The sequence below is a fragment of the Paracraurococcus lichenis genome (genome assembly GCF_030657435.1).
GTDB lineage: Bacteria > Pseudomonadota > Alphaproteobacteria > Acetobacterales > Acetobacteraceae > Paracraurococcus > Paracraurococcus lichenis.
This window is the reverse complement of the sequence record NZ_JAUTWS010000050.1, coordinates 16,181-40,182: the sequence shown is the minus strand read 5'-3', so window position 1 is coordinate 40,182 and position 24,002 is coordinate 16,181. Positions and strand designations below refer to the sequence as shown.

At 70.9% G+C, this 24,002-nt stretch carries 28 protein-coding genes; 5 read left to right on the top strand and 23 right to left on the bottom strand.

What is annotated here, in order from left to right; translation table 11 throughout:
* From Q7A36_RS29765 to Q7A36_RS29745, 5 genes are all read right to left on the bottom strand, one after another.
* On the bottom strand, window positions 1–1,139 hold a 1,139-nt coding region (locus tag Q7A36_RS29765; protein WP_305107419.1), incomplete at its 3' end, for a carbohydrate-binding domain-containing protein.
* 23 nt (window positions 1,140–1,162) lie between these two features.
* Entirely contained in the window at window positions 1,163–1,297 is a 135-nt protein-coding gene (locus Q7A36_RS29760; protein ID WP_305107418.1) for a hypothetical protein, read from the bottom strand.
* A 15-nt stretch (window positions 1,298–1,312) separates the two neighbouring features.
* Window positions 1,313–1,906 (bottom strand): hypothetical protein, encoded by a 594-nt coding sequence (locus Q7A36_RS29755; protein WP_305107417.1) that lies wholly within the window; start codon window positions 1,904–1,906, stop codon window positions 1,313–1,315.
* Entirely contained in the window at window positions 1,903–2,838 is a 936-nt protein-coding gene (locus Q7A36_RS29750) for a hypothetical protein (RefSeq protein WP_305107416.1), read from the bottom strand. Before Q7A36_RS29750 ends, Q7A36_RS29755 begins: the two co-directional genes overlap by 4 nt.
* A 10-nt stretch (window positions 2,839–2,848) precedes the next feature.
* Entirely contained in the window at window positions 2,849–3,211 is a 363-nt protein-coding gene (locus Q7A36_RS29745; protein WP_305107415.1) for a hypothetical protein, read from the bottom strand.
* 747 nt (window positions 3,212–3,958) lie between these two features.
* Here Q7A36_RS29745 and Q7A36_RS29740 point away from each other — a divergent pair.
* The 3 genes from Q7A36_RS29740 to Q7A36_RS29730 are packed head-to-tail and all read left to right on the top strand — an operon-like array spanning window position 3,959 to window position 6,793.
* Window positions 3,959–4,297 carry a hypothetical protein gene (locus tag Q7A36_RS29740; protein ID WP_305107414.1) on the top strand — a complete coding sequence of 113 codons (339 nt, stop codon included), beginning with the start codon at window positions 3,959–3,961 and terminating at the stop codon, window positions 4,295–4,297.
* Between the two features lie 9 nt (window positions 4,298–4,306).
* Window positions 4,307–6,571, top strand: a complete 2,265-nt coding sequence (locus Q7A36_RS29735; protein WP_305107413.1) for a relaxase domain-containing protein — start codon at window positions 4,307–4,309, stop codon at window positions 6,569–6,571.
* A 9-nt stretch (window positions 6,572–6,580) separates the two neighbouring features.
* Complete coding sequence (locus Q7A36_RS29730) at window positions 6,581–6,793, top strand: hypothetical protein (protein WP_305107412.1); 213 nt, start codon at window positions 6,581–6,583, stop codon at window positions 6,791–6,793.
* Here Q7A36_RS29730 and Q7A36_RS29725 read toward each other — a convergent pair.
* From Q7A36_RS29725 to Q7A36_RS29650, 16 genes are all read right to left on the bottom strand, one after another.
* The gene (locus tag Q7A36_RS29725) at window positions 6,790–7,215 is read right to left on the bottom strand and encodes a GIY-YIG nuclease family protein (protein ID WP_305107411.1); all 426 of its coding nucleotides are present in this window, start codon (window positions 7,213–7,215) and stop codon (window positions 6,790–6,792) included. The two genes, Q7A36_RS29730 and Q7A36_RS29725, sit on opposite strands and share 4 nt — an antisense overlap.
* Complete coding sequence (locus Q7A36_RS29720; protein ID WP_305107410.1) at window positions 7,212–9,092, bottom strand: type IV secretory system conjugative DNA transfer family protein; 1,881 nt, start codon at window positions 9,090–9,092, stop codon at window positions 7,212–7,214. Before Q7A36_RS29720 ends, Q7A36_RS29725 begins: the two co-directional genes overlap by 4 nt.
* Window positions 9,092–10,135: an ATPase, T2SS/T4P/T4SS family gene (locus Q7A36_RS29715; RefSeq protein WP_305107409.1), complete on the bottom strand. Its 1,044-nt coding sequence runs from the start codon at window positions 10,133–10,135 to the stop codon at window positions 9,092–9,094. Before Q7A36_RS29715 ends, Q7A36_RS29720 begins: the two co-directional genes overlap by 1 nt.
* Window positions 10,136–10,159: 24 nt before the next feature.
* On the bottom strand, window positions 10,160–11,365 hold the full coding sequence (locus Q7A36_RS29710) for a TrbI/VirB10 family protein (protein ID WP_305107408.1): 1,206 nt from the start codon (window positions 11,363–11,365) through the stop codon (window positions 10,160–10,162).
* Window positions 11,362–12,378 carry a TrbG/VirB9 family P-type conjugative transfer protein gene (locus tag Q7A36_RS29705; protein WP_305107407.1) on the bottom strand — a complete coding sequence of 339 codons (1,017 nt, stop codon included), beginning with the start codon at window positions 12,376–12,378 and terminating at the stop codon, window positions 11,362–11,364. Before Q7A36_RS29705 ends, Q7A36_RS29710 begins: the two co-directional genes overlap by 4 nt.
* Window positions 12,375–13,148 carry a VirB8/TrbF family protein gene (locus Q7A36_RS29700; protein ID WP_305107406.1) on the bottom strand — a complete coding sequence of 258 codons (774 nt, stop codon included), beginning with the start codon at window positions 13,146–13,148 and terminating at the stop codon, window positions 12,375–12,377. The genes Q7A36_RS29705 and Q7A36_RS29700 overlap by 4 nt, the downstream gene beginning before the upstream one ends.
* A complete protein-coding gene (locus Q7A36_RS29695; RefSeq protein WP_305107405.1) occupies window positions 13,148–13,318 on the bottom strand; it encodes a hypothetical protein in 171 nt (56 codons plus the stop codon). The genes Q7A36_RS29700 and Q7A36_RS29695 overlap by 1 nt, the downstream gene beginning before the upstream one ends.
* On the bottom strand, window positions 13,315–14,241 hold the full coding sequence (locus Q7A36_RS29690) for a type IV secretion system protein (RefSeq protein ID WP_305107404.1): 927 nt from the start codon (window positions 14,239–14,241) through the stop codon (window positions 13,315–13,317). Before Q7A36_RS29690 ends, Q7A36_RS29695 begins: the two co-directional genes overlap by 4 nt.
* Window positions 14,242–14,247: 6 nt before the next feature.
* On the bottom strand, window positions 14,248–14,637 hold the full coding sequence (locus Q7A36_RS29685) for an EexN family lipoprotein (protein ID WP_305107403.1): 390 nt from the start codon (window positions 14,635–14,637) through the stop codon (window positions 14,248–14,250).
* Window positions 14,631–15,338: a type IV secretion system protein gene (locus Q7A36_RS29680; RefSeq protein WP_305107402.1), complete on the bottom strand. Its 708-nt coding sequence runs from the start codon at window positions 15,336–15,338 to the stop codon at window positions 14,631–14,633. The genes Q7A36_RS29685 and Q7A36_RS29680 overlap by 7 nt, the downstream gene beginning before the upstream one ends.
* A 12-nt stretch (window positions 15,339–15,350) precedes the next feature.
* Window positions 15,351–17,924: a VirB4 family type IV secretion/conjugal transfer ATPase gene (locus tag Q7A36_RS29675; protein WP_305107401.1), complete on the bottom strand. Its 2,574-nt coding sequence runs from the start codon at window positions 17,922–17,924 to the stop codon at window positions 15,351–15,353.
* On the bottom strand, window positions 17,911–18,285 hold the full coding sequence (locus Q7A36_RS29670; protein ID WP_305107400.1) for a hypothetical protein: 375 nt from the start codon (window positions 18,283–18,285) through the stop codon (window positions 17,911–17,913). The genes Q7A36_RS29675 and Q7A36_RS29670 overlap by 14 nt, the downstream gene beginning before the upstream one ends.
* 5 nt (window positions 18,286–18,290) lie before the next feature.
* Window positions 18,291–18,581 carry a hypothetical protein gene (locus Q7A36_RS29665; protein ID WP_305107399.1) on the bottom strand — a complete coding sequence of 97 codons (291 nt, stop codon included), beginning with the start codon at window positions 18,579–18,581 and terminating at the stop codon, window positions 18,291–18,293.
* On the bottom strand, window positions 18,578–19,120 hold the full coding sequence (locus Q7A36_RS29660; protein ID WP_370655722.1) for a lysozyme family protein: 543 nt from the start codon (window positions 19,118–19,120) through the stop codon (window positions 18,578–18,580). The genes Q7A36_RS29665 and Q7A36_RS29660 overlap by 4 nt, the downstream gene beginning before the upstream one ends.
* A 74-nt stretch (window positions 19,121–19,194) precedes the next feature.
* Window positions 19,195–19,650, bottom strand: a complete 456-nt coding sequence (locus tag Q7A36_RS29655) for a hypothetical protein (protein ID WP_305107397.1) — start codon at window positions 19,648–19,650, stop codon at window positions 19,195–19,197.
* A gap of 367 nt (window positions 19,651–20,017) precedes the next feature.
* Entirely contained in the window at window positions 20,018–20,308 is a 291-nt protein-coding gene (locus Q7A36_RS29650; RefSeq protein ID WP_305107420.1) for a helix-turn-helix domain-containing protein, read from the bottom strand.
* Between the two features lie 214 nt (window positions 20,309–20,522).
* On the opposite strand from Q7A36_RS29650, the gene Q7A36_RS29645 reads away from it, so the two are divergent.
* Both Q7A36_RS29645 and Q7A36_RS29640 read left to right on the top strand, forming a co-directional pair.
* A complete protein-coding gene (locus tag Q7A36_RS29645; protein ID WP_305107396.1) occupies window positions 20,523–20,918 on the top strand; it encodes a replication initiation protein in 396 nt (131 codons plus the stop codon).
* Entirely contained in the window at window positions 20,905–21,366 is a 462-nt protein-coding gene (locus tag Q7A36_RS29640) for a hypothetical protein (RefSeq protein WP_305107395.1), read from the top strand. The genes Q7A36_RS29645 and Q7A36_RS29640 overlap by 14 nt, the downstream gene beginning before the upstream one ends.
* Before the next feature lie 423 nt (window positions 21,367–21,789).
* Here Q7A36_RS29640 and Q7A36_RS29635 read toward each other — a convergent pair whose 3' ends face one another.
* Together Q7A36_RS29635 and Q7A36_RS29630 are read right to left on the bottom strand one after the other, a co-directional pair.
* Window positions 21,790–22,752 (bottom strand): Bug family tripartite tricarboxylate transporter substrate binding protein, encoded by a 963-nt coding sequence (locus tag Q7A36_RS29635; RefSeq protein ID WP_305107394.1) that lies wholly within the window; start codon window positions 22,750–22,752, stop codon window positions 21,790–21,792.
* A 32-nt stretch (window positions 22,753–22,784) separates the two neighbouring features.
* Entirely contained in the window at window positions 22,785–23,867 is a 1,083-nt protein-coding gene (locus Q7A36_RS29630; protein WP_305107393.1) for a TauD/TfdA family dioxygenase, read from the bottom strand.
* Between the last annotated feature and the right edge of the window lie 135 nt (window positions 23,868–24,002).

Sequence of the window (24,002 nt, the reverse complement as noted above, 5' to 3'; positions counted from 1 at the left end):
CCCGTCACCTTGAGCGTGAAGCTGTAGAAGCCGTAGCCCCAACCGCCGCCGGCGCCGGCCGAGCCGTAGCCATCGGGGCGCGTCATCGCCCCGCTGTCCTGGTTGTCGGGCGTGCTGGACAGCGTAATGACGCCCGGCCCCGGGCACCGCACGCCCGGCCCCCAGACGTTGGACAGCAACCCCGTGCACTTGCCCGAGGTGAAGTCCTCCATCCATTGCACCGTGAACCCTGGCAGGTTCGGCGGCGTTTGGCCGGCCGCCGCCTGCACCACGACCTGCCCCGCAGCCGCAGTGGTGTCCTGACCCTGCGCCGCGGCCGCCGCCAGCAGCGGGTTGCCGGCCGTCACCACCGCCGCCTGGCCCGGGGTGAGGTCTGCGCCGCGGCCACCGTCGAGGTACTGCTGCACCGCCGCCAGTTGTTCGTCGGTCATGCCGCCGCTGGCCGGCGTATCGTCCGATAACACCGCCTGCGGCGCCCCGCCGGTCTGCGGCTTGGCCCCGGTGCTGCCCGTAGGGCCGGTGCTGGCCATCGTGGTGCTACCGCCCACCGTGCCCACGGTGGTGCCCCCGCTGGCCGTGTCGGCCGCCGCCCCAAGGAAACTGACGCTGCTGGCGCTGCTGCTGTTGTACAACGCCAGCGTGCCGCCGCTGACCGTCTGGCCGTTGTAGGTCATCCCCTCGACGTACACGTTCCGGTCCTGCTTGCCGGTGGCCATGACCTTGCCCGGGTCGGACCAGTCGGCGTTCGCGTCGAAGGCGTCCTCGAACACCACCTGCACGTCCCGCTGACCGGCGCCCCAACTGCCCCGCAGTGTGACCGTGTCCGTGCCCTGGCCCTGCAGTGCGGAGACGGCGAAGGTTCCAGCCGGCTGGCCGTCCACCAGCACCGTTGCCACGGCATCGCCCTGGTACCGTTGCTGGCTCACCTGCAGCGTCAGCGTGTCCGGGCCGGTGCCGATGACCGTGTTCTGCCCCGCCGCGCCACCGCTCGCCGCGGAGAAGGTCGCAGTCTGCTTGATCGTGCCGGACAGCAACCCGAGCGCGATTTCCGCCGCCGTCAGCGGCCGACCGTTCGTGGTGGTCTGCGCCACCGCCGGACCCATGGAAGCAGCCGCCAGCAGGGCGCCCGCGAGCGTCATCCGCATCCGCATCGTCGCCTCCCTCAGCCCGTCCGCTCGGCGGATCGCATCAGCACGAACAGCACCAGCAGCCCGGCCAGCACCGACCACCCGCTCAGGCCGCCCGTGCGCGTCTCGCCCAGGATGCCCAGCACCATCAGCAGCGCCAGAAACCGCATCGCCACCTCCCTTGCCTAGCGCAGCAGCGCGGCCACCACGGCCCCGCCCACCACCGCACCCGCCACCCAGGCCAACCCCATGGCCCAGGCGGCCCGCCACACCGCCGCCGTATCCGCCGCCCGTACCAGCCGCCGCGTCTCGTCCCGCAGCGCCAGGCCGTAGTCCTGCGCCCCTTGCCGGTGCACCGCCTCCAGCCGCGCCAGGCCCTCGCGGACGAAGGCCATGAAGTCGGCTTTCCAGGCCTCGCGCTCCTCGGCCGTCATCGGCTCCCGCGCACCCGCAATCAGCGCGCGGATCTCGCGCACCTGCGCCGGCGCCAGCCGGGCCGCCGCGGCATGGCAGGCCAGCACCAGCCGCACGCTGTCTCGCTGCACGCCCGGGTGGGCCAGCGCCTCCCGCAGCAGCGTCTCCACCTCGGCGGCAATCGCCTCCACCGTCTCGGGCTCGGCCACCACCCCGGGTTCCGCCGGGCCAGCGGGCGCCGGCACCGGGGTCACCACCGCAGCGGCCGCCGGGGACTCTGGCGACCTCGGCCGTGCCCGCATCGCCTCCCGCAGCCGCAGGACCGTGTCGCGCAGATCGGGGCGGCCGGCCGCGGTGGCGATCACGGCCGTACCCAGCTGCCGATCGGCGCCCACTCCGGGGCCACGTCCTCCATCCACAGGCCGAGCTCGGTGGCCGCGTCGCCGTCCACCGGCGCCACGCCCTGGCGCCACTCGGGCACCCGACCGTGCCGCGCGTGGCCGAACAGCAGCCCTTTCCGCTCGACCTCGAGGGCCACGTCCTGCCGCAGCGCGGGCATCCACACCTCGGCCGCGCCGGCCCAGAGTGCCGCCTGGTAGATCGGCTGCCCGCGCAGGCCATCGTAGGCGTCCCACCCCTCGCGTGCATGGGCGCCGTTCAGCACCATCGCCGTCGCCGTGGGCCGCACCCCCAGCGCCTCGAAGGCCTGCAGCAACGCCAAGTCATGTGCCCGCGGCGTCCAGTGCCAGAGCATCACCACGGCTACCCCGCGGGTTTCCAGCCGGGCGAACAGGCCGCGGTCGCGTTCCAGCACCGCCGCCAGGGCGTTGCTGCCCCCACCGGCATCGAGCAGCGTCACCAGCGGCGGGTCGTCGCCCTCGGCTTCCAGCAGGATGCTCCGCGTCAGGTCCTCGGCGTCCTTGGCGGTCCGCGTCGCCGGCTGGTGCAGTGCACGCGGCGGGAGGTACTGCGCCAACCCCACCACCCCGGGGTCCGTCGCCGCCACGAGCGCCTGGCCCAGCAGCAGCCCCGCCGCGTCCAGTTGCGAGCACAGCCAGTTCGCCGCCATCGTCTTGCCCGCGCCGCCCGGCCCCACCAGCAGCAGCACCTTGGGTCGGCCCGCCAGATCGACCAGCGGCGGCAGCGCCGGATCACGCTCCGGGTGCCCTGCCCTGCCCTGCCGTAGCGGCGCCAGCGTCGGCAAGGCCACCACCTCCACCGGCGGCCGCAACGCCCGGCGCATCAGTCCCCGCAGCGTCGGCGCTGCCGCTTCACTCGCCTCCTCCTTGCCCACCATCACCGCCTCCCTACTCGCCAACCCGTCGAAACCTCCGCTTGGGGGCCGCCCCTGGGGCCGGAGCCTCCGGCACCGGAGGTGTCTCCGGTGGCCGCTCTCGCACCACGCGCTCGGGCTTCTCTGCCTTCGCCTCCTGTCCCTCCTTCACGCGGTGCCAGGTCAGGCACGCCACCGCGGCGGTGGGCGGCTTGCCGGCCCCGTCCGTCAGCCCCATCGCGGCCAGCTCGCGGGCAATCGCCTGCCAGTTCGGCCGTTGGGGCAGCACCCCGGCAAAGCCCTCCCGGTTCTCCTCCAACCACCGCCGCAGGGGCGACCACCGCCCATGACCGGGCTCCGCTGCTGCCCGCCGCAGCCGTTCCAGGGGGTCCGTCATCGCGTCTCATCCCGTTCACCACCGCTCCTTTCTCCCTCTGTTGGCAGGCTGCGGAAAGCGTCTCAAAGCCTTTCTCTTATTCTTTCGATAAACTGCGGTGTCCGGTATGCGGGTGGTGCACAGACGTAAGCACCCTGGGGAGGCGGCGATGGCGACCGAGGTGGCCGACCCGGTGACAGGAGAGGTCGTGGACGTCCTCCAAACACCGCCGCAGGGTGACCACCGCCCGTGACCGGGTTCCGCTGCTGTCCGTCGCAGCCGTTCCAGGGAGGGGCCGTCATCACGCCTCATCCCGTTCACCACCGCTTCTTTCTCCCTCTGTCGGCAGGCCGAGGAAGGCTTTTCAAAGTCTTTCGATATGTTTCTTAGTATATTGTCGAACTGCGGTGTCCTGTATGCGGGTGGTGCACAGTCATACGCACCCTCGGGAGGCGGCGATGGCTGCAAGGCGGCCGACCCAGTGACAGGCGAGGTCGTGGACGTCCTCCAACCACCGCGGCAGGGGCGACCACCGCTCATGACCGGGCTCCGTCGCTGCCCGTCGCAGCCGTTCCAAGGGGGCCGTCATCACGGCTCATCCCGTTCACCACCGCTCCTTTCTCCCTCTGACCGTAAGCCGCGGAAGACTTCTCAACGCCCTTTCGTTCATTCTTTCGATAATATGCGAAATACTTTGATATATTCGGTCAACACGCGATACCATGGGTCCGGGTGGTGCACAGACGTAAGCACCCCAGGGAGGCGGCAATGTCGAACGACGTGACCGACCCGGTGACAGGCGAGGTCGTGGACCTGGCGGCGATGACCGACCGCGCGCTCATGGAGGCGATCTACCGCCAGCAGACAGTGATCCTGGGCGCCCTGCTGGACGTGCTCGGCGCGGCCGAGGCCAACGGCAAGGCGATGGACGAGATGCTGCAGGCCGCGAAGGGCCCGGAGAAGAAGGGCGGCAAGAACCCGGTCGCCGAGTTGCGGGAGGCCATCGAGGGGCTGGTCGGCGCGGTGCGCGAGGTGCCCGAGCAGACCGCCGAGGCCGTGGACGGCCGGCTCGAGGACACCATCCGCCGGTCCATCGGCGCGGAGTAGGAGGCGGCCATGGCCGTCCGCATCTCCATCCTGCATGACGACAACCCGGCGGCTACGGTGCGGCATCTGCTGCGCCCCACCGAGACCCAGGCTGAGCGCGACGAGCAGATGGCACGCCAGCTCGACGCGCCGGCCGGGGCACACTACGGCAGCGTGCCGCGGGTGCAGGCCGACATGGCGCCGGAGGTGCAGGCGGCGCTCGGCTTGACGCCGAAGGTGACGCCCAGCCGCGAGGCGCTGGAACACCTCCTGGGTGGCAACCGGGCCGATGGCGCCCCGCTGCCGCGCTCGCGCTATGCCGTGGACAACGGCCGGCGCATCGTTGCCGTGCTGATCACGATATCGCCCCACAACACGGTGTCGCTGGCGCGGGCCCTGGCCCGGACCGAGGCGGCGCGGGCGGTGTTCGACAGCGCCCACCGCGGGGCCAACGCTGCGGTGATGGCCGCGGCCGAGCGGGACATCCTGGGTTGGACCCGGCGCGGTGCGCAGGGGCGGCAGGAAACCCGTGGGAGGGTCGGCCGGGTGGAGATCGACCACCACACCACGCGTCGCACCAAGACCGGCCACGTCGCTCCGATGGAGCATACCGAGAACCTGGTGTTCAGCGCCGTGGTGACGGGAGACGGCCGCGTCGGTGCTTTCGACTTGCGCCGGCTGGCCGGTCGGGTGGGAGGCTTGGACGCCATCTACCAGGCCGAGCTTGCCCGACGGCTGCGCGCGGCCGGGGCCAATGTACGCATGCAGGATGGCGTGGCGGTGATGGCGGAGGTGCCGCCCACGCTGGGTGTCGCCATCGCACGGCGCACGGCGGAGGCGACCGCCTGGGCGCTGTCCTTTGCCAAGGGCAAGGGAATGGTCGCGGAATCCGCGACCAGTCTCGACAGCCTGGCCCCGCAAAGGCGGACGGACCTCATCAAGCGGGGCACCCGCGCCACCCAGGCCACCAGCTACGACGCGGTGGGCGATCGGGCGGCCTGGGTGCGCGAGGCCCGTCAGCACGGGTTCGAGCCGCGCGACCTGGTGGCGCCCACTGGCGCCGCGCCGCCGGCCGGGGAGGGGCAGGGGACCGTGCTGGAACGCTCGGCCGCGCTGCGCCGGGCCGCGATCGAACGGCTGCAGGCCACGGTGCACATGCGCGAGGCGGCAGCGGTCGAAGGCCAGGAGACGCCCTCCGTCGTCCGGGTCGCGTGGCACCAGCGCTTCCTGCAGGGCGTGCAGCAGGTCGCGCGCGAGGTGCAGCAGGCGGTGCGGGCGCTGGCGCCGTCGCCCTCCCAGCAGGCCAAGGACCGCCTGGCCGCGGCGCGCGCCGCGCTGCGCCGGCAGACCGCCAACGTGTTGCGTGCCGTGGGCCATGGACTCGCCTGGCGGGCCGGCGCGGAGGCCCAGGACTGGATCCGCGCCTATCGCCTGGGCCCGATGGTGCGGGCCGCCGCGGCCGTGGTGCGCTGGGGTGCGGCGCGCATCCGGGAGGCCATGGCGACGCGCCGGGCGGTGCGGCAGGCCTCGGCCGAGGCCGCGCTGGAGCGCCCGGCAGCGCTGCGGGCCGCGGCGGTGGCGGAGCTGCCCGTCATGCCCGCGCCGGCGCTGGCCGCGGTGGCGGTGCGGGCTCGCGGGATGCGTCAGCAAGCCCAGCAGCGTGCCGTCAGGGCGGTGGGCCTGGGCGCCACCCCCGGTGCCCATCGCATGTTCAGCGACGCCCGTGCGGCCGTCCTGGTGCGGCAGATGGCCGAGGCCGCCAAGGGGGTGACCGGCCCGGCCACACCGGAAGCCCTGGTGACCTACGGGCCGCCCGCGCCGCCGCGCCTGGGTGCCGCCCGGCTGCGGGAGGAGGTGCGGGCCAACCTGCCGCAGTTCGGTCCGCCGCTGCCACCCGAGCTGGCCGAGCCGAAGCCGCCCGTCCCCAGCCAGCCGGCGCCACCCCCGGTGCCGCTCGGCCCGGTGACCCGTCCCGGCATGCGCCAGGGCGAGGCGATGCTGGCCGTGCATGGCACGCCGCAGAACGCCATGAACACCCGGGCCCGCACGCTCGGCGCGCTGGTGGCGGAAGGCCACATGGACCGGTCCGCGGCGGCCGGGGCGCTGTACCGGCTGTGGCGGGGCATGGCCCGGCCGGAGACCGTGAAGGCCGCGGACCCGGACAAGGTCTTCGCGGCCGCCGAGCGGCGCATCGACCAGGCGGCGGAGGATGCCTTTGTCCGCAGCCTGCAGAAGCAGGGCGCGGCCCTGCGCGGAACCTCGGTCCAGGAGCAGGGCCAGGCGTTGAGCCAGTAGGAGGCCACCATGGAAGCCAAGGAAGTCAGGCAGGCCAAGGCGCGCGTCGAGCAGCGGGAGCGGGACTTCGTCCAGCAGACCGTCGCGCAGGGCAGGCAGTTGCGCGAGCGGAGCGCCGCTGCGGCCGCCACCCAGGAGCAGCGGGCCGCGCAGGCGGAGGGGGCGCAGCAGCGCCTGGCCCGGCGCCGGGACGACGCCGACCAGCAGGGGCAGGGCGTCTAGAGCCATCGCAAGGCGACGAGCGCGAGGGCCAGCAGCAGGGCCGCCCGCGCCGCCACCACTCCCATGCCCCAGCGGGCATACCCACGCCGCCGGAGGCGCCCGGCCGGGCGGGGCACGCCGCGGCGGCCCAGGCGCCCGGCTGCCGCCCGCTCGATCGCCTCGCGGGCCTCGGGCACCGTGACGGAGAAGAACTCCCGGCGACCGTTCACCCGGTAGCGGTCCATGGCGCTCTTCACCGCGGCCTCGACGGCGGCGCAGACCTCCACCTCGGCGAACCATGCCACCTGGAACGGGGAGGGGACGCCGGTGTGCGCGGACAACTCCTTCGCGCGGGCATACGGATGCCGCTCCGTCATGCCCACCTTGACCATGCCCGGCATGGCCGGGTTGGTGAGGACGTAGACGTAGCCGGTGCGGGTCACGGCCGCTCTGCCCTCGGCTGGTAAGCGGTGGCGCCGATGCGGTCGCGCACCTCCGGCCGGCAGAAGGCGATGGAGGCGCGGCAGCGGATGGGCGGCGCGGCGAGGTAGAGCAGGATGCGCTCGTCCGTGCGCATGTCCTGCATCAGCTCGTGCGGCATCATCAGGGCGCGGGCGGTGTCACGGCTGCTGTGGCTGGTGCCGCGGCTGCGGGTGCCCCACTCCAGGGCCCTGCCGGAGGTGCCGCTGTTGTGGCTCTCCGAGAACTCCTTGGCGCCGAAGGTGCCGAGTTGCTTCGAGAGGTGCTCGCTGGTCGAGAGGTCGCGCTGCGCGCCGTACATGAGCCAGGAGACGTTGCCGAACCACGCCCGCTTGCCGGCGGCGCCCCAGACTTCCTCCACCTGCCCCTCGCTCTGGTAGCAGAGGCAGAGCGTGATCTTGTACTTGCGCCCCTGGTCGCGGGCGGTGCGCAAGGCGCCCATCGGGCCCCACAGCACCGCTTCGTCGATGAAGAACCACACGCGGCCGGTGACCCGGCCCTCCGCCTGGATGACCGAGTTGAGGGCGGCCGAGCCGATGGCCCGGCCGATCTCCGGCATGGCCTCGAGGGCGTCCATGCTGATCTGGCAATAGACGGTGGCGCGGCCGGCGCAGAGGTCGGCCAGGTCGAAGCTGTGCGTGCTGACCATGTTGGCGAAGCTCTCGACATTGAGCCACGCGGTGCCCTGGTTGGCATTGCTGCGGATGCCGTCGAAGGTGACCTTGGTGAGATCGAACAGCGGGGCGGCGAGGTCCCGCGCCAGCCGGCTGTGCGAGGTCTCGTAGATCGCCAGCAGCACGTCCCGCAGGTCCTGCTCGGGCAGGGTCAGCAGCCGCTTGGCCAGCCGCAGGGTCTTCTCCTCCGCCGTCAGGCCGGGATGCCACAGCACATGCGCCAGCAGCGCGGTGAACAGGTTGCGGCCCTGCTCGCGGAAGTAGGCCGCGTTGTCGTTGCCCTGGCCCGGCGAGGGCGGCGTGCGGCCGTAGCAGCGTTCCACGGTGGCGGTGAGGAACACCTCCGCCAGCGGGTGCCCGGCGGCGATGGCCCGGGTGATCCACATGACCACGTTGGTGCCGTACTCCCCCATGGGGTCCAGGACATGCACCGTGTGGCCGAGCCGCCGCCGCCAGTCGGCGGTCATGCCGGCGAGCTCGCCGGCCGGGTCGAAGATGAAGGCGCCGGTCTTCCAGTAGTCCAGCGTCAGGGAGAACGAGGTCGACTTGAACAGGCCGGCGGCCACCATGACCACGCCATGGGTGTTGCCCTCCCGGCAGTAGTCGAACATCAGCGGCGCCTTGCCGCCGGGCCCCCAGGTATGCTGCCCGGTCCTCACATCCGGGTCGAAGCGCAGCCGCGCCACGGCCGTCTGGTCCATGCGCACGGCCTCGCCCAGCACGACGCCACCGATGGTGGGCTCGGGCTCGGAGGGGAACAGCTTGCGGACCTCGGCCATCGGCATCCAGTCCGCGGCGCCGTAGGTGTGGGAGGCGCTGCGGGTGACCAGGTAGACGCCAAAGGCCGCCTGCATGGCGCCGCGCAGGCCGCCCTGCTGCCGGATCCACAGCTGCACCACCCCGGCCATGGCGAGGGCCGGCAGCAGCCCGGACAGGCCGAGCCAGGCGGTCTCCTCGAGCGTCAGCCGGCCCGCCGCCGCCGCCATGCTGGCGTGCCACCAGAACACCGGCCGGGCGAGCGCCGGGACCGATCCGTCGAACAGCAGATCGTCCAGGACCAGGAAGAGCAGAGAGGCGACCAGCAGCCAGCCGGCGGCGAGGATGGCGCACCACAGCAGGCCGCGGGCGCCAAGGCTGGCCCAGCGCAGGGTGGCGGCGCTGCCCATCAGTCGTTGCCGCTGATCAGGTCGCGCAGGGTCTTGCCACGGCGCGCGGCGTCCGCGGCGAACCACACATCGCCGAAGCTGCGGACACCGCGATCGTTCTGGATGGGCACGATCAGGTCGATCGCCGTCTCCATGAACTCGATCAGCCGTTCGCCGTCCATGCCGCGCGCCTCCTCGGAGGCCTGGATGTTGGAGAACAGCCGGCGCACCGCCTGCTGCGCGGTTCCGCCGTGGATCGTGGTGGGGCTGCCGGGGTGGCCGGCCATGCAGTCGTTGAGGAACACCCAGGACGCCTCGGCGTCGCGCAGCTCCTGCAGCACCACGTAGTCCGGCCGGAGGCGCAGCGAGGCCCGCAGCAGGTCGAGCGGCGCGGCGCCGCCCCGCTTGAACAGCATGCGGACGTGGTTGGGCTGCCGCAGCACCGCCTCCCTGGCGTCCTCGATGACGCAGATGCGGGCGTCCTCGGGCAGCAGCACGGCGTAGCTCTTGAGGACGTAGGTCTTGCCCGCCCCGGTGTCCCCGCAGAACACCGGGGTCAGGCGGCGCCGCGCGAAGCCGGCCAGGAAGGCGTCCATGTCGCCGGTGTCGAACAGCGCCAGGAGATCGTCGGCCGCAGCGCGTGCCTGCGCCTTCTGCGACCCCCAGCGGTTCCACTGGCTCGCCTGGAACCGCTTGCCGAGCTCGCCGCCCACCGGCACCTGCTCGTCGCCCCGCCGGAAGGAGAGGATCACGGTGTGGGGCATGGCGACGGGCGGCAGCAGGGCTTCCAGCCGGTGCCCGCTGGGCATGTCGGTGCTGATGATGCTCTGGCGCACCGCCGGGCGCGTCTGCGCCTCGGCCAGCAGCGCGATGCCGCGGCACCGCGCCTCGGTCAGCGCCGGGATGGCGTGGCGGTGCCACTGGCCGCCCAGGTAGTGCCACGCCTCGCCCGGGGTGTTCACCGCCACGTCCTCGCCCTCGGCGAGCAGGTGGGCGATCGGCTCCACCGCCGTGTCCAGCGCGTCGCGCTGGAGAGCGGGGTCGAGTTCGAGCGTCACGCTCATGGCACTCCACCTCCTGGACTGGCCTCACATGGCGGGGCAGGCCATCTGGTTGACGCGGCGGCGCTGCAGGCAGATGTCGTGGAAGTCGAGGTCCTGGCCGACCGTGACGAACATCGGCAGCGACCAGTCCCGCTCGGCTTCCGGCTGGCGGTTGAGCCGGTCGGCCAGCAGCCGGTTGGCGAGGCCTTGGCCGCCCGCGCCGTTGGTGAAGCCGGACAGCGCGCCGCCGAAGTTGTTGTAGGTGTTGCCGTTGCCCTGGTTGCTCTGGAGCAGCGCCTGCAGGGCGAGCGGGATGGCCTGCGTGGTGCCCTGGATCAGGGCGTAGAGCGCCACCGCGCCGGTCGTCTCCCAGAAGAAGGTGTTGATGTCGGCGTCGAGCCCGGAACGCCCCTGCGCGTCGCTGCCGAGGCCCTGCAGGTTGACCACGAAGCGGTCGCCGCTGGTGACGATGCGGGTGTAGAGCACGCCGAGGCGCGGCTGGCCCTGAGCCATGCCGCCGCGGATCTGCCCGTTGATGGTGGTGCCGGGCGGCAGCAGGCCGATGCGCAGGCCGTCGCCGCGGACCCACTGCGGCACCTTGCAGGTGACCAGGCCGCCCATGGCCGAGTTGTAGGTCTCGACCGGCACGCAGGGGATCTGCGTGCCGGTCAGGATCATGTACTCCGGATGCGGCATGAAGCCGGCCCTGGCGGCGGCCAGGCGGATACCGCCGTTGAGCTGCCCGCCAAGGCTGGTGGGGCTGTCGTCGCCGCCACCGCCCTGCCCGCTGCCGGGCACCCTGGTCGGCGCGGGGGTGTCCCGCCCCTCCTTGCCGTCCTCGCGCTGCGGCGTCGGCGCGGCCGGCGGGGTGTAGGTGGAGATGGTGATCGGGGGCGGGGGCCGCAGCCTGACCACCGGCGGCACGCCCGCCTGCCCGCCCTGCTGTCCCGCCAGGATGCGCTGGGCGGACCCCCGCTGGGCCGCGGTCGGCTGCCCGCCCGCTGGCGCGCTCTCGCGCGGGTTGCCGCGCTCCTGGCCGCCCTCGGGCAGCGCGACGAAGGGCTCGGCCCGCGGCACCTTGGGCTTCTGCCCGTCGTCTGCCTGCCGGCCGGGTGGGGCGGAGAACATGCCGCCGAAGGTCACCACCGTGAACAACCCCAGGACCGCGCCGCCGGCCAGGGCGATCTTGGTCCAGGGCCCGGCCCGGCCGCGCCCCTGGTCCGTCGGGGTCGTAGGATCGAGGACGCTCACCGGGCCGCCACCCTCGGCCGCCCCGCCCACGGCGTCCGGATGGGCGCCACTGGCATCGTGCCGTGCCCGTCCGCGATCGGGCTGATGTTGACGACACAACTGGCGAGGTCGCCGTGGCGCAGGATCAGCACCGGCCGCACCGTCCCCACCCGGATTACCGTGCCCCAGGGCTCGGGTTCCATGGCGAAGGGGGTCAGCGTCTCCTTGCCGTCGAGGCGGATCTCGTAGACGTTCGGCGTCGGCCGGGTGCCCCTGTAGCGCAGGAACGTCGTGCGCCCGTTGGTCCAGGCCTCGTCCGGGTGCAGCTCGGACCCGCTCCTGCAGACGCCGAGCTCGTAGCGGTCCTCCTCGGCCGGCACCGACACCGGCTGGGGCGGCGGGTTGTTCTCCCGCCAGAGGCGGGCGGCTTCGGCATCGGCGGCCCGTTTGGCAGCCGCTTGCTTCGCGGCCCAGGCCCGCTCGCGGTCAGCATAGGTGAATTGCACGCCGAAGAACGGCTGGGCCACGCCGCTGCGGGCCTCGGGCGGCTCCGAGCGCAGCTCGATGGCGTACTCGCCCGGCTCGCAAGCCTTTCCAGCCTCCGGGCACCACTCCGTGCGCAGGAAGAAGGGCTGCGGCGCGAGCTGGATCCGCGGCAGGATGTAGACCGTGTTGAGGACCACCGAGACGCACATGTTGCGGTTGCAGGACTGGGTGCCCTGCGCCCCACTGGCCTGCCCGGCCTGCGCTTCCTGCTTTCGGTCTTCCTCGTCGTAGGGGTCCGTGCCGTCGAGCGCGGCCATGGTCCGCTGGTCGGAGTAGATGACGCCGCCATGCACCACATGCTCGCGCGGGTCGAGGCGGATGCGCGTGGTCATGCCCGGCTTGGTGTAGACCATCACCACCTGCTGCGGGTCGTAGCGCACGCTGCGCAGCCGCGGGTCGGCGGTGACCGCCTCGGTGGAGTCCAGCGCCAGGGCGGGCCCGGCGGCGAGGCTGACGGCGCAGGCCAGCAGGAGCATGCGGCGGGTCATGGCGGGCGCCCGTTCTGGGTGATGAGATGCTGCTGCACGGCGTCGGGCCGGGCACCGGGGTAGCTCCACACCTGGATGCCGGGCGCGTTGAACACCGTGCGGTCGATCCAGCCGTACTCGTCATCGGGGTAGACCCCGGTGCGGTACGCCACCGTGACGTGCATGGAGATGCCCTGGTCGGGCCGGCCGCGGTCGACCTCGCGGCGCAGGAAGCGGAACTCGTAGCGGTCGTTGTCGCTGCCGACCGGCGCGTAGGCGATGGGCTCGCAGGTGTAGTAGGCGCCCCGCGCGCCCAGGCGGTTCTGCGGCGCCAGCTTGTTGCTGTTCGCCATCACCTCGCGCCACTCCTTGCCCACCCGCTCGTCGCTCATGCGTTGCACGTTGACGAAGGCGCGGGGGGCTTCGGCGGGGTTCCAGCACTCCCGCCACCAGACGTAGTTCCAGAGGCTGTTCAGCGTGTTGTCCGTCTGGAACTTGACGGGCAGGCTGGAATAGGCGGCCGAGTGGACCTGCGAGCCGTCCTCGCGGGTGTAGACATAGACCACCCGGAGGGCATTGGCCGCGGCCAGCTCCACCAGCTTCTCGTTGCGGTAGAGCAGGTAGCCGCAGGCGCATGCCAGCCCAGCCACCGCCGCCACCAGACCCCACGTGTAGCTGCGCTCCCGCCGCGCCATGCGCCGATTGGCGGCGAGGGCGGCGCGGAAATGGTCGTCCAGGCCCGCGGGCGGCACCGGGGCGACCGCCGGGAGGGGGTGCGAGAACCACCTCATCAGCGGCACGCCTCCGCGGCGAGGCGGTCCATCTCCGCCTGCTGCTCGGGGCTGGGCTTCCAGCGGTCGGTGTTCAGAGCGAGCACCACCCCCTCGCACTTGGCCAGCTCGTGTTTTTCGGCGCACGCGGTGGTGCCGAGCAGGGCAAGAGCGAGGGCGAAGCGCATCATGTTGCGGCCTCCCGTTGCTTTAGGCGGCGGACACGCCGGCTCATCCTCTCCGCCATGCCGGGGAAGGCGCGAGCCAGGGCGGCCACGCCGATTTGCGCCCCGATGCCCGCGGCGCCACCGACCACAGTGGGGAGCGCCAACATGGTGAGAGCGTCGCCGACCAGCGCGTTTCCAACCTGGCCCATGTTGGCCAGCATCATGTCCACGCTGTTGTTGGCGGCCTGTTCGTGGATGGCCCGTAGTAGGTCCATCTCGCTGCGCATCGACGCTTGCAACTGCACCGAGGCGGCGAGTTGGAATGTCCAGAGGCCGACCACCAGTCCGATCCAATGCTGGAAGAACCCGCGCGTCCGATCGAACAGCTCGAACAGGATTAGCCAGGCGCCGACGCAGAGCAGCAGTGCCATGATGCGGATCGAGGTCAGCCAGACATACGCTTGCAGGCCAAGCATGGTCTGCATGCCGCCCCACACCAGCCACGTCATCATGCTGTTGCCGATGGCCGACACCGACCACGAGGTGTTCCTGGTGCGGATCTCGGCCGTCAGATTGTCGATGGCCTTGGATACCTTGTCGAACTGCTCCGGCATTGTGAGCTTGGCGGTGCCGGCCGAGGCGGAACTGGCGAGCGCGGTAGGGATCTTCTCGAAGCTGTAGTCCGTGACGTAGCCGACCCACAGATTGGACAGAATGAAGGACACCGCCACCGCCCGCACCAGGCGGCCGACGAAGGCGAAGCCGGTGATGAGCCCTTTGCCGAACAGGACGAACTGCACCAGCGTGTAGACAGGCAGCACCGACTTGAGGACCGGGATCACCACCTTCATTTCGGATGCCAGCACGGCATCCATGCCATCCCGCACCGCGGTGTACTGCGCGGCGAGGGAGGTGCTGAAGGAAACGGCGTCGATGATCCCGGCCATGAGGCGTTACCGCTCCGCCGCCCGCGCAGCTTCGCAGTCGCTCAAGCGCGCCATGCCGCGCGAGCACTGTCCGAGCACTATCGCCCGCGCGATGGGGTTCTCCGTGTAATATTGTTTGCTGTTGAGCGTCTCGCTGGGCGTTTGGATGGGTTTGGGCGGATGCTCCCGCAGGTACGCTTCCCTGGCCGCCTGGTCGGCCGCGCGCTGCGCGTTCGCGCATTCCGGCATGCGCGCCGCCCGCTCGTCGTTCCGGCATTCGCGCAGCACGGTGTCGCGCTCGGTCGGGTTTGCCAGGAAGTAGCTGACCGTGCGGCGGGACTGCGCTTCGGCCGAGGCGCAGCACGCGGTCAGGGCGAGGACGACCGCAGCAGCGGTCCCCGTGTGGCGGTTCACCATCTGACGTCCCAAACCTCCTTGGTGTTGTCGTACCAGGTCGCGGCGGAGAGCCGGGCGAGCTCGCGGTCGCGCATCTCGTCCACCCGCGCCTGGGTGGTGGCGAGCAGCTGCATGCGCTGGGCACGGCCGGTGTCGTTCTGCAGCGCCGCCTCCTCGGCGGCGATGCGGGCTTGCAGGTCGGCCGATTCCTTGAGGTCGGCCGTGGCGCTGGCCTTGGCGCGCAACGCGCTGATGCCGAGCACGCGGGCCTCGGCCGCGGCAATGGCGTCGCGGGCGTCCTGCTGGAGGTTGGCCAGCGAGAGCCGGCGCAGGGCCATCTCGCGCGCCTCCGGGTCGTCGCCGGTGGGTTCCGCATAGGTGTTGCCGCGGGCGAGCGCGGCCGCATCGCCCCAGGTGAAGTTACCCTGCAATGCGTTTGCGATCTGGAAATTGGAGATCCCGGGCAGCTGCAGGTCGAAGTTCGCCAGCACGCCGCCGATGGTGTAGAGCGGGCGCGGGCCGGTGATGCCGTTGTAGATGCCGATCGCCTGATCGAGCTGCGACTTCATCTGCGCCGCCTGCTTGGCCCAGTAGGCGGCGTCCTTGGCGATGGCCGTGGCGGTCTGGATGATGCTGGCGTTGTCGTAGACGGGGATGCCTTGCGCCCATGCCGGGCCGGCCAGGGCCAGCGCGGCGGCGGTTGCGAGCAGCATGCGTCTCATCGCGTCTCCCTCCTACGCGGCAGCCTCGGCCTGCCGCTGCCAGAACTCCTCGAGGTTCCGGCGCACGTCCCCCGGGCCGTTCTTCGCCTGGATGCGGCGGAACAGGCGCACGCTGTTCGTGGTGCCGGAAAAGACCGCGAGGTACTTGCGCAGCGTCTCGCCCGAGAGGTCGAAGCGGTTGACGCTGGTTTGCCCGTCCTTCCTGAAGATCAGGACGGAGCGGTACGGCAGCGAGAACATCCCCCGCTGCACCATCTGGAACACCGGCTCCGGCACGCCGAGGCCGTCCACGTAGTCGGCCCGCTCGGCGGCGCTGTTGCGGAACAGCACCAGCTTGCGCGCCTGCTTGACGATGGCCTTGCCGGCCTCGTTGTTCAGCAGGTGCTCCGGCATCTGGGCAATGGCGATGAATGCCGTGTTCCGCTTGCGCCCGCGCAGCGCCAGGCCCCTGCCGAGCGCGGAGAAGTCCGGCCGCTCGAAGTAGGCCGGCGCTTCCTCGCACCACACCAGGCACCGGCGGCCGTCCATCATCTCGGATGCCATCCAGAGCAGGAGCTGTCCCATGGCCGGCATCACCAGCGGGTGGTCCTTGATGGCGGTCAGGTCCACGCCGACCAGTTCCACGTCGAAGTCGATGCGGTGCGCCTGGCCGTCGAAGGCCCAGGCCAGTTCACCGCGGTACTTGCGGCACCACCGCTCGAGCGCGGCTCCGGCCCCACCCTCCTGGAAGCCCATGAAGTCGCGGATGATGCCGAGGTGACGGCGCTCCGCCGGCACCTCGCCCATCACGAAGTCCACGCCCTCGCGGATGCCCTGGATGTCCTCAGCGCCGGGCTCCGTGCCGGCCAGCCGGCAGAGCCCGGCCACCAGCATGCGCAGCATGGCCCGCGTCTTGCGGCTGTCGGCCAGGCGCAGCGGGGCCACCCCGCTATCCTCCTCGGCGAGGATCGGCATGTAGCTGCCGCCATTGGCGATGATGGTCTGCTCGTTGGAATGGTCCATATCGAGCAGGATCTGCGTGCCGGGTCGCTGGCCGGCCCGCACCAGGGCGCGGGCGGCAGTGACGTTGGCGCCGAGGTAGGTGGTCTTGCCTTCCCCGTTCGGCGCCACCATCGCGAGATGCGCCACGTCGCCCACGAACAGGTCGTCCACGAACAGGGTGCCCGCGGTGGTCTGCATGGGCAGGGTCGGGCCGCCCCAGCGGAAGCTGTCCGGGCCGCGCGCGAAGCCAGCCACGGGGGACAGGGAGGCGAAATAGTCGGTGGGCAGGATGCCGGCGCGGATCTGGCACATGCGCGGCGCCCCGGGCGTCTGCGCGATCAGCGCCGACTTGGCCCCGCGCCCCTCCGGCGCGATGCGGATGCCGGCGTTGACCAGGATCGTCTTGGCCCTGGACGCCAGCGTGTCCGCCTGCCGCATGGCATTGCGGTACCGCCGGCGGGCATACTCGGCGCCGGTCTCCTCGGTCTGCCGGATGATGGCCGGGTCGGGCTCGGCGTGGATGGCGAGGGACCAGCGGCAATAGCCGCGCATCTGCTGGCCGGTGGCGACCTCGGTGATCGCCGCCTTCATCTTGGCGGCGCCCGACTCGTACTCCTCCCCGGCTGTCTCCATGAGCCGGCGCAGGTGCTTCATGTGGTCCTGCTGCTGGCCGCGGTTCATGAAGCGGATGTGGTTGGTCAGGACGAAGTTGCCGTCGAGCGCCAGCAACTCGTCGAACTGGTTTTGCCAGACCGTCTTGGGGAACGCGGTGACGCCGTAGACCTGACCGAAATGGCTGTCCGTACCGCCGGCCCCATAGCGCACCTCGAAGCCGCCCCGGCCGGCTATGGGGTCGTGCGCGGCCAGCGCTGCGCCCAGCGTGCCGGGCGGTGCCACCAGCGGCTGCGGGTGGTGCTTGGTGGTGCGGATGAGTTCCAGCGCCTCGGCGATCTCCGAGTACAGCAGATCGCTGCCTTCGGGATCGGGGCGCAGGCCCAGGCGCACCGGCCGGGCGTCCCGCAGCAGGCCCATGGCGAGGCCCATGGCATCCTCGAGCTGGCCCATGCGGTCCTCGTGCGCCGCACGCTCGTCGTCGCGGGCCTCGGCATCGGCTCGGTGCCGGTCCTGCCACAGTCCACGGACGGCCTTGACCAGCGTCAGGCGCCTGAGGACGTCCGTAGCCATGGAAAACGGGGTGCCGCGAGGTCGCACCAGCACGGTCAGGAACCAGTCGTTGACCCGCAGGCCCTGGCGGACCTCCCGCGTCCAGTCCTCGAGGAACATGGCATCGAAGGCGGTGACGGCGGCGGGCCGGCTTGGCAGGGGCGGGATGCCCCCATGCCGGACCAGATGGATGAACGCCTCCACGTTGTCGTCCGCGATGGCATTGAGCAGGGCGACGAGGCGCAGCAGCGCGCCGTTGCGGTCCCTGTTGGACGCCAGCGCAATGGGCGGGCCCGGCATGCGCAGCATGCCCATGACGGACCCGTCGCGCAGCAGCATGGCGCCGGGCGTGCAGTGATCGAGGTAGGGCAGGAAGCGCGCCGGCGCGGTCTCGAAGCCGCCGCTGTAGCCGAAGACGCTGGCGAGGTTATTGACGGGCATGGCCCACCCCCCGCGTCCCGCGGTCGGTCAGCGGCAAGGCGCAGAGGCGGGCGCCGCCCCAGCCGTCCTTGCCGCCGATGTCGAGGAAGCGCGCGTCGGTCGCCAGCCAGGCCAGGAAGTTGTCGAAGCCCCACAGATCCCGGGCGACAGCGGCCTTGGCGGCGACCCAGACGACGACGAGGCTGGCACCGAGGGCGATCCCCGCCGCCCAGCTATCGATGAACACGACCCCGAGGGCCGCTGCGGCGACGAGCCCCGAGCCGAGATTGCGGGGCAGGCCCAGCCACATCTGCGGCAGGGTGACCTCCACCTCGCAGGAGGCGGATTCGAGCGGCACATCCGCGGGCTGCCCGGCGTCCATGGCGGTCAGGAGCCGAAGATGGCCTGGGCGATAGCCGAGCTCTTGGCCGCGCCGAGGATGCCGACCAGCATGATGGCGCCGGACCACCAAGCGAAGCGGCCAACGGCGAACATGACGAAAGCGCCCATGACCATGATGGCGGCGACGGCGCGAACCACGAGCAGGGCCCAGTTGTAGCCTGCGGTGACGCCAGCGCTGATATCGGCCTGCGCGAGGACGACGTGCGGCATCAGGGCAGCGCCGGCCACCACCGCGCAGGCGAGGGCGGTGGCGGCTGTGGGTGTGCGGAGGCTCATGGATACTCCTCCTTCTCTGCGCGGAGGGGCGGGGGTTGTGCCGGCGCCTGCTGGTGGCGGGCACGGGCCTGTCGCTCCCTGCAGAGGGCGAGCGCCCAGGAGTCGAAGCTCGGCGCGCAGGCGGACGGCTCGGCTGGTGGGGGCTGTTCCGGCGCGGGAAGTGCTGCGGCAGCGGAAGGGGCGGCGGCGTTGGCGCGGCCTGCGGCCACCACGCCTTGCACATAGCCATTGGCGAAGCCACGGCCGGGCGTGCCGGTGTTGTACAGACTGAAGGCGGTCAGCACGGCCGCGGAGGCCGCGACGTTGCGGCAGGGGTCGAACACCGTCTCGGCGTCAAGCCCGAGCCAGCGCCAGTTGCGTACGTTGATCTGCCCGAGACCGGCGTCGAAGTCGCGGCCGTCCGCCAGCAGCCGTCGCGCCACCGCCACGGCCTCGGCCGCGCTGGTGGGCTGCTTGGGCAGTCGCGGGCCACGGTTTACCCCGATGGCGTAGGGGTTCAGGACGCCCCTGCCTTCATGGATCCAAATGGCGGTCAGCATGCTCGGTGCCACGTCCGGTGCGCACTGAACGGCCAGAGCGGTGGCTGCCGCCAGGGTGAGGGCTGCGGCGCTCACTAATCGAAGCCTCGGCCGACGATCGGTGCGCCGTAGCCCGGTTGCCCGTAGCTGCCGTAGATGCCGCGGCGGTGTGTGCGCTTAGAGTGATTGCTTTCGGTTCCCGCGCCGCCGATGACAGCCGCGACCATACCAGCGGAGTCCGCGCCGAACAGCAGAGTGCTGCCCCGATTGGTGCGCCCATAGCGTTCCTGGGACGTCGAGAGGGGCAGCGCCGCGCGCTCGGCGAAGGAACATGGGCTCGCCTTCGGTAGTCCGATGCGTCCTGCGTCGTTGCGAAGCTTGACGAGAAAGCAGTCAACAACAGCATTACAGCGCCACACCGCCAGAGCCGTTGTGATGACGTGCAGATGCACGCCGTGGCATGGCGTGTTGCTGACCAGCAATCGCAGGGTTTCTGGCCCAGTTCCGGTCGCAAGAATGGCTGTGGTGGGCGCACGTGGAAGGTTGCTCATTCCCGGTTCTCCATCGGGAATCAGGCGAAGTACGATGCCTGCCGCCACGTCTGTGCTTGAGGACGCGTCAGCAGATTCTCGGGTGCCAGTCGGTGCTGTGACGACGCCGACTACGAGGGCGTCGGTCCCCACCGAGGCAGGAGCAATCGGTCACCCAGCAGTGGCGTGCTGGCCGCGCCCGCTATCGAGCGCGTCGTGATTGGTGCTGCGACTACGCAAGGAAGGGCGATCAGCAGAGGCTCCATGGGAGCCCTCCAACGTTGGCTGGCCTTCGCAGCTTACCAGCTTGCAGCTAGCGGCAGCCCGCTAACTTTCTGACCTCGCGGGGACGTGTTGGGCGGAAGCGGTGGGTTAAGCCGCGGCAGGGTTAGCGGTCATTCCATCCGATGAGCAGGTCCGCAGGCGGAACTTCCAGCGCTTCAGCCAAGGCCAGAATGGTCGAGAGCTTTGGCTCCCACGTTGTCAATTCTAACGCGCTGATGTTGGATTGCGACACTCCCGACTTCGCGGCCAGCTCCATCTGGGTCAAGCCGGCCGCCTTCCGCAATCGGATGAGATTAGCCGCGAATGCGTGCTGTCCCCGTGAGGAGCGGTGTATCGCTCTTGCTGTTGCCTCATCGGGCCCCAACGATGGTTTCGCCAGCGTGGGGGGAGGCACTTCGGTCGGCGCCGACGTTCCAAACTTGCGGCGCCGGCGTGGCGGTAGTTGTGTCAATTTAAGTTCCCGCGGGGTAGATTTTTCTACATCAGCGGGCGCTGATTCCGACAGCGGAATCCTCGAGTGGCAAGTCTACCCAGACTTCATATTTTTCGGAATACGTCCGTTCGGTCGCGCCCCGTCCGCACCGGCCATTTGGTTCCGCCGTCACCCGGTGCCGGTGGAGGAGGCCGCGATCAGGCGCATCAGCAACAACTCGGTCGCGCTCGACCTTTATGATTGGTTGGCCTACCGCCTGCACGCCCTGGCAAAGTCCACACCCGTGCCCTGGGCGGCGCTGAAGGCGCAGTTCGGCGCCGGCTGTACGCGCATGGACAACTTCCGGCCGACTTTCCTGGAGAACCTCCGGCTGGCGCTGGCGGTGTACCGGCATGCGAAGGTGGAGGTGATCGAGCGCGGCCTGCTGCTGCACCCCTCGCACCCACCCGTGCCGCTGCGGCCGGTGTCGCTGGTGGCAGGACGCCCGATCGGCACCAAGCCAGCGAGGCCGGCCGTTCTCTCGGACCTGGAGCGGGGTGGCCGACAGGAAGGTCGGCATGAAGGCAACTGACCTGCTTCTGCACACTGCGTCCGCTCGCCGCCGATTGAGCCTCGACTTCATCACCGAGCGGTTCGTCGAGGCCGGGTTCAGCATCACGCGCCTCCACCTGGGCTCGCGGCGTATCCACTTCCTGCGTGGGTACCATCCCGCCGGCCGCACCATCGACGTCTGGGTGCGATCGACGAGGGAGAGTAACAAGTACGTTGCCATCCCCAAGGCGCAGATGGATCCGGCGCCGGGCGTCTACGTGGCGCTCATCTGGCTTCGCTTCGCGCAGGAGCCGCAGGTCTATCTAATCCCGAGCCGCCGCTGGCTCGACCGCAGCAGTCCGTTGCTGCTCAGCTACGACCGACCGGACCCGCAAGGTAGCTCCGCCTGGCTGTTGCGGCTCGACGCTTCCCGGCTCGAACCCTACCGCTTCGAATTGACCCTGGCCAAGCTGCTGCACGGCACGTGAGGATGTCGACCGGTTGCCGCCACGGTGAAGCGACCTGCTTACCGGGGGAACACGCGAGAAGCGGACCGGCGCAGCAACCGCAGGACGGTTCGCGGTACCACCGGGCAATGCTGCCGCGAGGGGGCCGGTTTCGGACCCCGTCGAGGAGCGAGTAGTTGGACCGCGCCGCCAGCTCAGCGTAGGCGGCCACCCCTAAACCCTCGCAATGTGGCCGCACCGGGCGGCGCCGCATCACCACGAAGCCGGCCCGCGCAAGATTCCAAAAAGGACGCGTGCCGCACCGGCGGCGCAGCTCAAACTCGCGCGCCAAGCGAGGCGTCTGATCCGGACGCTATCGGCGACCGCACCGCGGCTCCGCATCGCACTCAGGTCCTGGCGCAGGCATAGGCACGGGCGCCGCCATGCCGCGGGATGACCGAACCCTCAGTTCGCCGTTGTCACCAGCCCAGCTGCCGCTGCCTCGGCCCAGCGCCGGTTGTCCCGCTCCAGGAACCTGGCGAACGGCTCCGGTCCCAAGGTCGCCAGGTCAGCGCCCAACTCCAACAGCCGCCGGCTGATCGCCGGTCGTGCCAGGGACGCCTGCACCGCCCTGAATACGGCTTGCGCCAGGGAGGCCGGCATTGCGGGCGGCGCGTACATGCCGTACCAGCCGTTGAACTCGTAGCCCGGCAACCCAGCCTCGGCCATCGTCGGAACCTGCGGCAGCAGCTCGGACCGCTTCGTCGAGGTCACCGCCAGCACCTTCACCGTGCCAGCTGCGACATGCTGCAGCACCGCGACGGTGCTGGTGATGCCGAGCGGCACGTGGCCGGCGACCAGGTCGTTCAGCTGCGGCCCGCTACCCTTGTAGGGCACTTCGATCAGCTGAATGCCGGCCTGACGGGCGAAGGAGTTGCCGGCATAGCTGGTCGCCGCCTCGGTCGAGCTGAAGGTCATGCTGCCCGGCCTCGCCCGCGCCAAGGCGATCAGCCCGGCGAGGTCGTCGAAGGGCAGCTTGGCGTTCGCCGCCAGCACGAGCGGGAACCCGGACAGCATGGAGACCGGTGTGAAGTCGCGCACCGGGTCGAAGGGAATGCTGGGCATGGAGTAGCGATTGATGACATGCGCACCGGTGGCGACCATCAGCATGTGCCCGTCGGGGGCGGAGCGCATGACGTACTCGCCGCCAACCACGCCGTTCGCGCCGGCGCGGTTCTCCACTACCACCGGCTGGCCGATCGCCTCCCGCATGCCTTCGGCCAGGGCGCGGGCGAAGATGTCGGTGCCACCACCGGGGGCATAGGGCACCACAACGGTGACCGGCCGGCTCGGCCAGGCGGCCTGCGCCGACACAGGATGCGATGCCGCCAGCAGCCCGGCGGTAACCAGGGTGCCGCGTCGTGTCATGGCCATCTCTTTCGCGTCCTGTCCGGTCCCGGTCAGTACGGTGTGTCGCGCATGCCGAGCGATGCGGCCGCCCGCGCCTGCCATGCCTGCATCTCCGGCGTTACCCCGCGGCCCTTGAAGCCACCGCGCACCGTACCGGGCGCGACGGACTTGTAGGCCGCCAGCAACCTCTCGGTCAGCGGCCGACTGCCCGGCACCGCCAGCCAGAGCCGCAGTAGATGCCGCTTCCGCTCAGGCTCCTCGAAGTCTTCGTAATGCGTGCGGGAGTGGATGACGACGTGGTTGTTCAGCAGCTGCAGGTCGCCCGGCTCCAGCCACATCGAGAAGCAGAACTCGTCCGTGCTCGCCAGGTCCTGGATGGCATCCAGTGCGGCGTGCTGCAGCGCGCTCAAGCGCGGCTGGCCTTCCATGGCCTGGGTGGACCGGATGTGGTTGCGGATGTAGCGGCACGCGAAGTAGCCATCGGCGATGCCGTAGACCGGCGCCATGTAGGCGGGCGGCTCGTCCGAGGCCTCCTCCTGCTGCCGGCTGTGCGGGAAAAGGCCATACAGCGCCTTGGCCAGCTCCGGCCGCCTGGCCAGCAGCGCATTGTGGATGGCGACCGAGCTCGCCAAGCGGGACAGGCCGCCGCTGCGCGCCGTCTTGAGGCAGAACAACCCGACGACGTCGCTGCCATCGGTGTGGAAGTCCAACTCGGCGTTGGTGTTGTAGCCTCGCCCGCTTCCGCTGCGGTAGGTGCCGCCAGCGTCGCGCACATCGGACAGCAGCTGGCTCGCCTTGCCCTGGGGCCGCGCCACGCCGAGATGCGTGCCGATGCCCCAGGCCATCAGCCGGCAATCCTCCACGCTGTACTCGGTCAGCGGCAGGCCGCGGATGACCCGCACGCCGCAGCCGTGCTCCAGTTCGCGCGCTGCATCGGTGAGCACCTCGGCGAAGGTGCCGAGGGGCATGTCCTCGCGCGTGATCTCGAGCATCGGCTTGCCGCTGGCCTTCAAATGGGCAAAGCCGGATTTCAGGTCGGCGATGACGGCGGGATCCGGACGGCGCAGCCAACGTCCGGAGGCTTCGAGGTCGGCGGCACGCCAATCGGCCGCCGAGACGACAGGCTGGGGCATCGTTGTTTCCTCCGCATCCAGGATGCGAAACCCTGCCATTCCTGTCGAGCCGGCGGGGCGGGTGCCACAACCTCCGTTGGATTGGGGCCCTGGAAAGCCCGGGGCAGTTCACTCCCCGCGCGTGTCCTCGCGCCG

Coding starts and splice junctions, on each gene's coding strand:
- Q7A36_RS29640 (WP_305107395.1), top strand. CDS start 20,905: ATGAAGGCAACTGACCTGCTTCTGCACACTGCGTCCGCTCGCCGCCGA.
- Q7A36_RS29655 (WP_305107397.1), bottom strand. CDS start 19,650: ATGAGCAACCTTCCACGTGCGCCCACCACAGCCATTCTTGCGACCGGA.
- Q7A36_RS29735 (WP_305107413.1), top strand. CDS start 4,307: ATGGCCGTCCGCATCTCCATCCTGCATGACGACAACCCGGCGGCTACG.
- Q7A36_RS29705 (WP_305107407.1), bottom strand. CDS start 12,378: ATGACCCGCCGCATGCTCCTGCTGGCCTGCGCCGTCAGCCTCGCCGCC.
- Q7A36_RS29680 (WP_305107402.1), bottom strand. CDS start 15,338: ATGAGACGCATGCTGCTCGCAACCGCCGCCGCGCTGGCCCTGGCCGGC.
- Q7A36_RS29665 (WP_305107399.1), bottom strand. CDS start 18,581: ATGAGCCTCCGCACACCCACAGCCGCCACCGCCCTCGCCTGCGCGGTG.
- Q7A36_RS29695 (WP_305107405.1), bottom strand. CDS start 13,318: ATGATGCGCTTCGCCCTCGCTCTTGCCCTGCTCGGCACCACCGCGTGC.
- Q7A36_RS29630 (WP_305107393.1), bottom strand. CDS start 23,867: ATGCCCCAGCCTGTCGTCTCGGCGGCCGATTGGCGTGCCGCCGACCTC.
- Q7A36_RS29670 (WP_305107400.1), bottom strand. CDS start 18,285: ATGGACGCCGGGCAGCCCGCGGATGTGCCGCTCGAATCCGCCTCCTGC.
- Q7A36_RS29635 (WP_305107394.1), bottom strand. CDS start 22,752: ATGACACGACGCGGCACCCTGGTTACCGCCGGGCTGCTGGCGGCATCG.
- Q7A36_RS29685 (WP_305107403.1), bottom strand. CDS start 14,637: ATGGTGAACCGCCACACGGGGACCGCTGCTGCGGTCGTCCTCGCCCTG.
- Q7A36_RS29730 (WP_305107412.1), top strand. CDS start 6,581: ATGGAAGCCAAGGAAGTCAGGCAGGCCAAGGCGCGCGTCGAGCAGCGG.
- Q7A36_RS29750 (WP_305107416.1), bottom strand. CDS start 2,838: ATGGTGGGCAAGGAGGAGGCGAGTGAAGCGGCAGCGCCGACGCTGCGG.
- Q7A36_RS29660 (WP_370655722.1), bottom strand. CDS start 19,120: ATGCTGACCGCCATTTGGATCCATGAAGGCAGGGGCGTCCTGAACCCC.
- Q7A36_RS29700 (WP_305107406.1), bottom strand. CDS start 13,148: ATGAGGTGGTTCTCGCACCCCCTCCCGGCGGTCGCCCCGGTGCCGCCC.
- Q7A36_RS29675 (WP_305107401.1), bottom strand. CDS start 17,924: ATGCCCGTCAATAACCTCGCCAGCGTCTTCGGCTACAGCGGCGGCTTC.
- Q7A36_RS29740 (WP_305107414.1), top strand. CDS start 3,959: ATGTCGAACGACGTGACCGACCCGGTGACAGGCGAGGTCGTGGACCTG.
- Q7A36_RS29720 (WP_305107410.1), bottom strand. CDS start 9,092: ATGGGCAGCGCCGCCACCCTGCGCTGGGCCAGCCTTGGCGCCCGCGGC.
- Q7A36_RS29690 (WP_305107404.1), bottom strand. CDS start 14,241: ATGGCCGGGATCATCGACGCCGTTTCCTTCAGCACCTCCCTCGCCGCG.
- Q7A36_RS29715 (WP_305107409.1), bottom strand. CDS start 10,135: ATGAGCGTGACGCTCGAACTCGACCCCGCTCTCCAGCGCGACGCGCTG.
- Q7A36_RS29745 (WP_305107415.1), bottom strand. CDS start 3,211: ATGACGGACCCCCTGGAACGGCTGCGGCGGGCAGCAGCGGAGCCCGGT.
- Q7A36_RS29760 (WP_305107418.1), bottom strand. CDS start 1,297: ATGCGGTTTCTGGCGCTGCTGATGGTGCTGGGCATCCTGGGCGAGACG.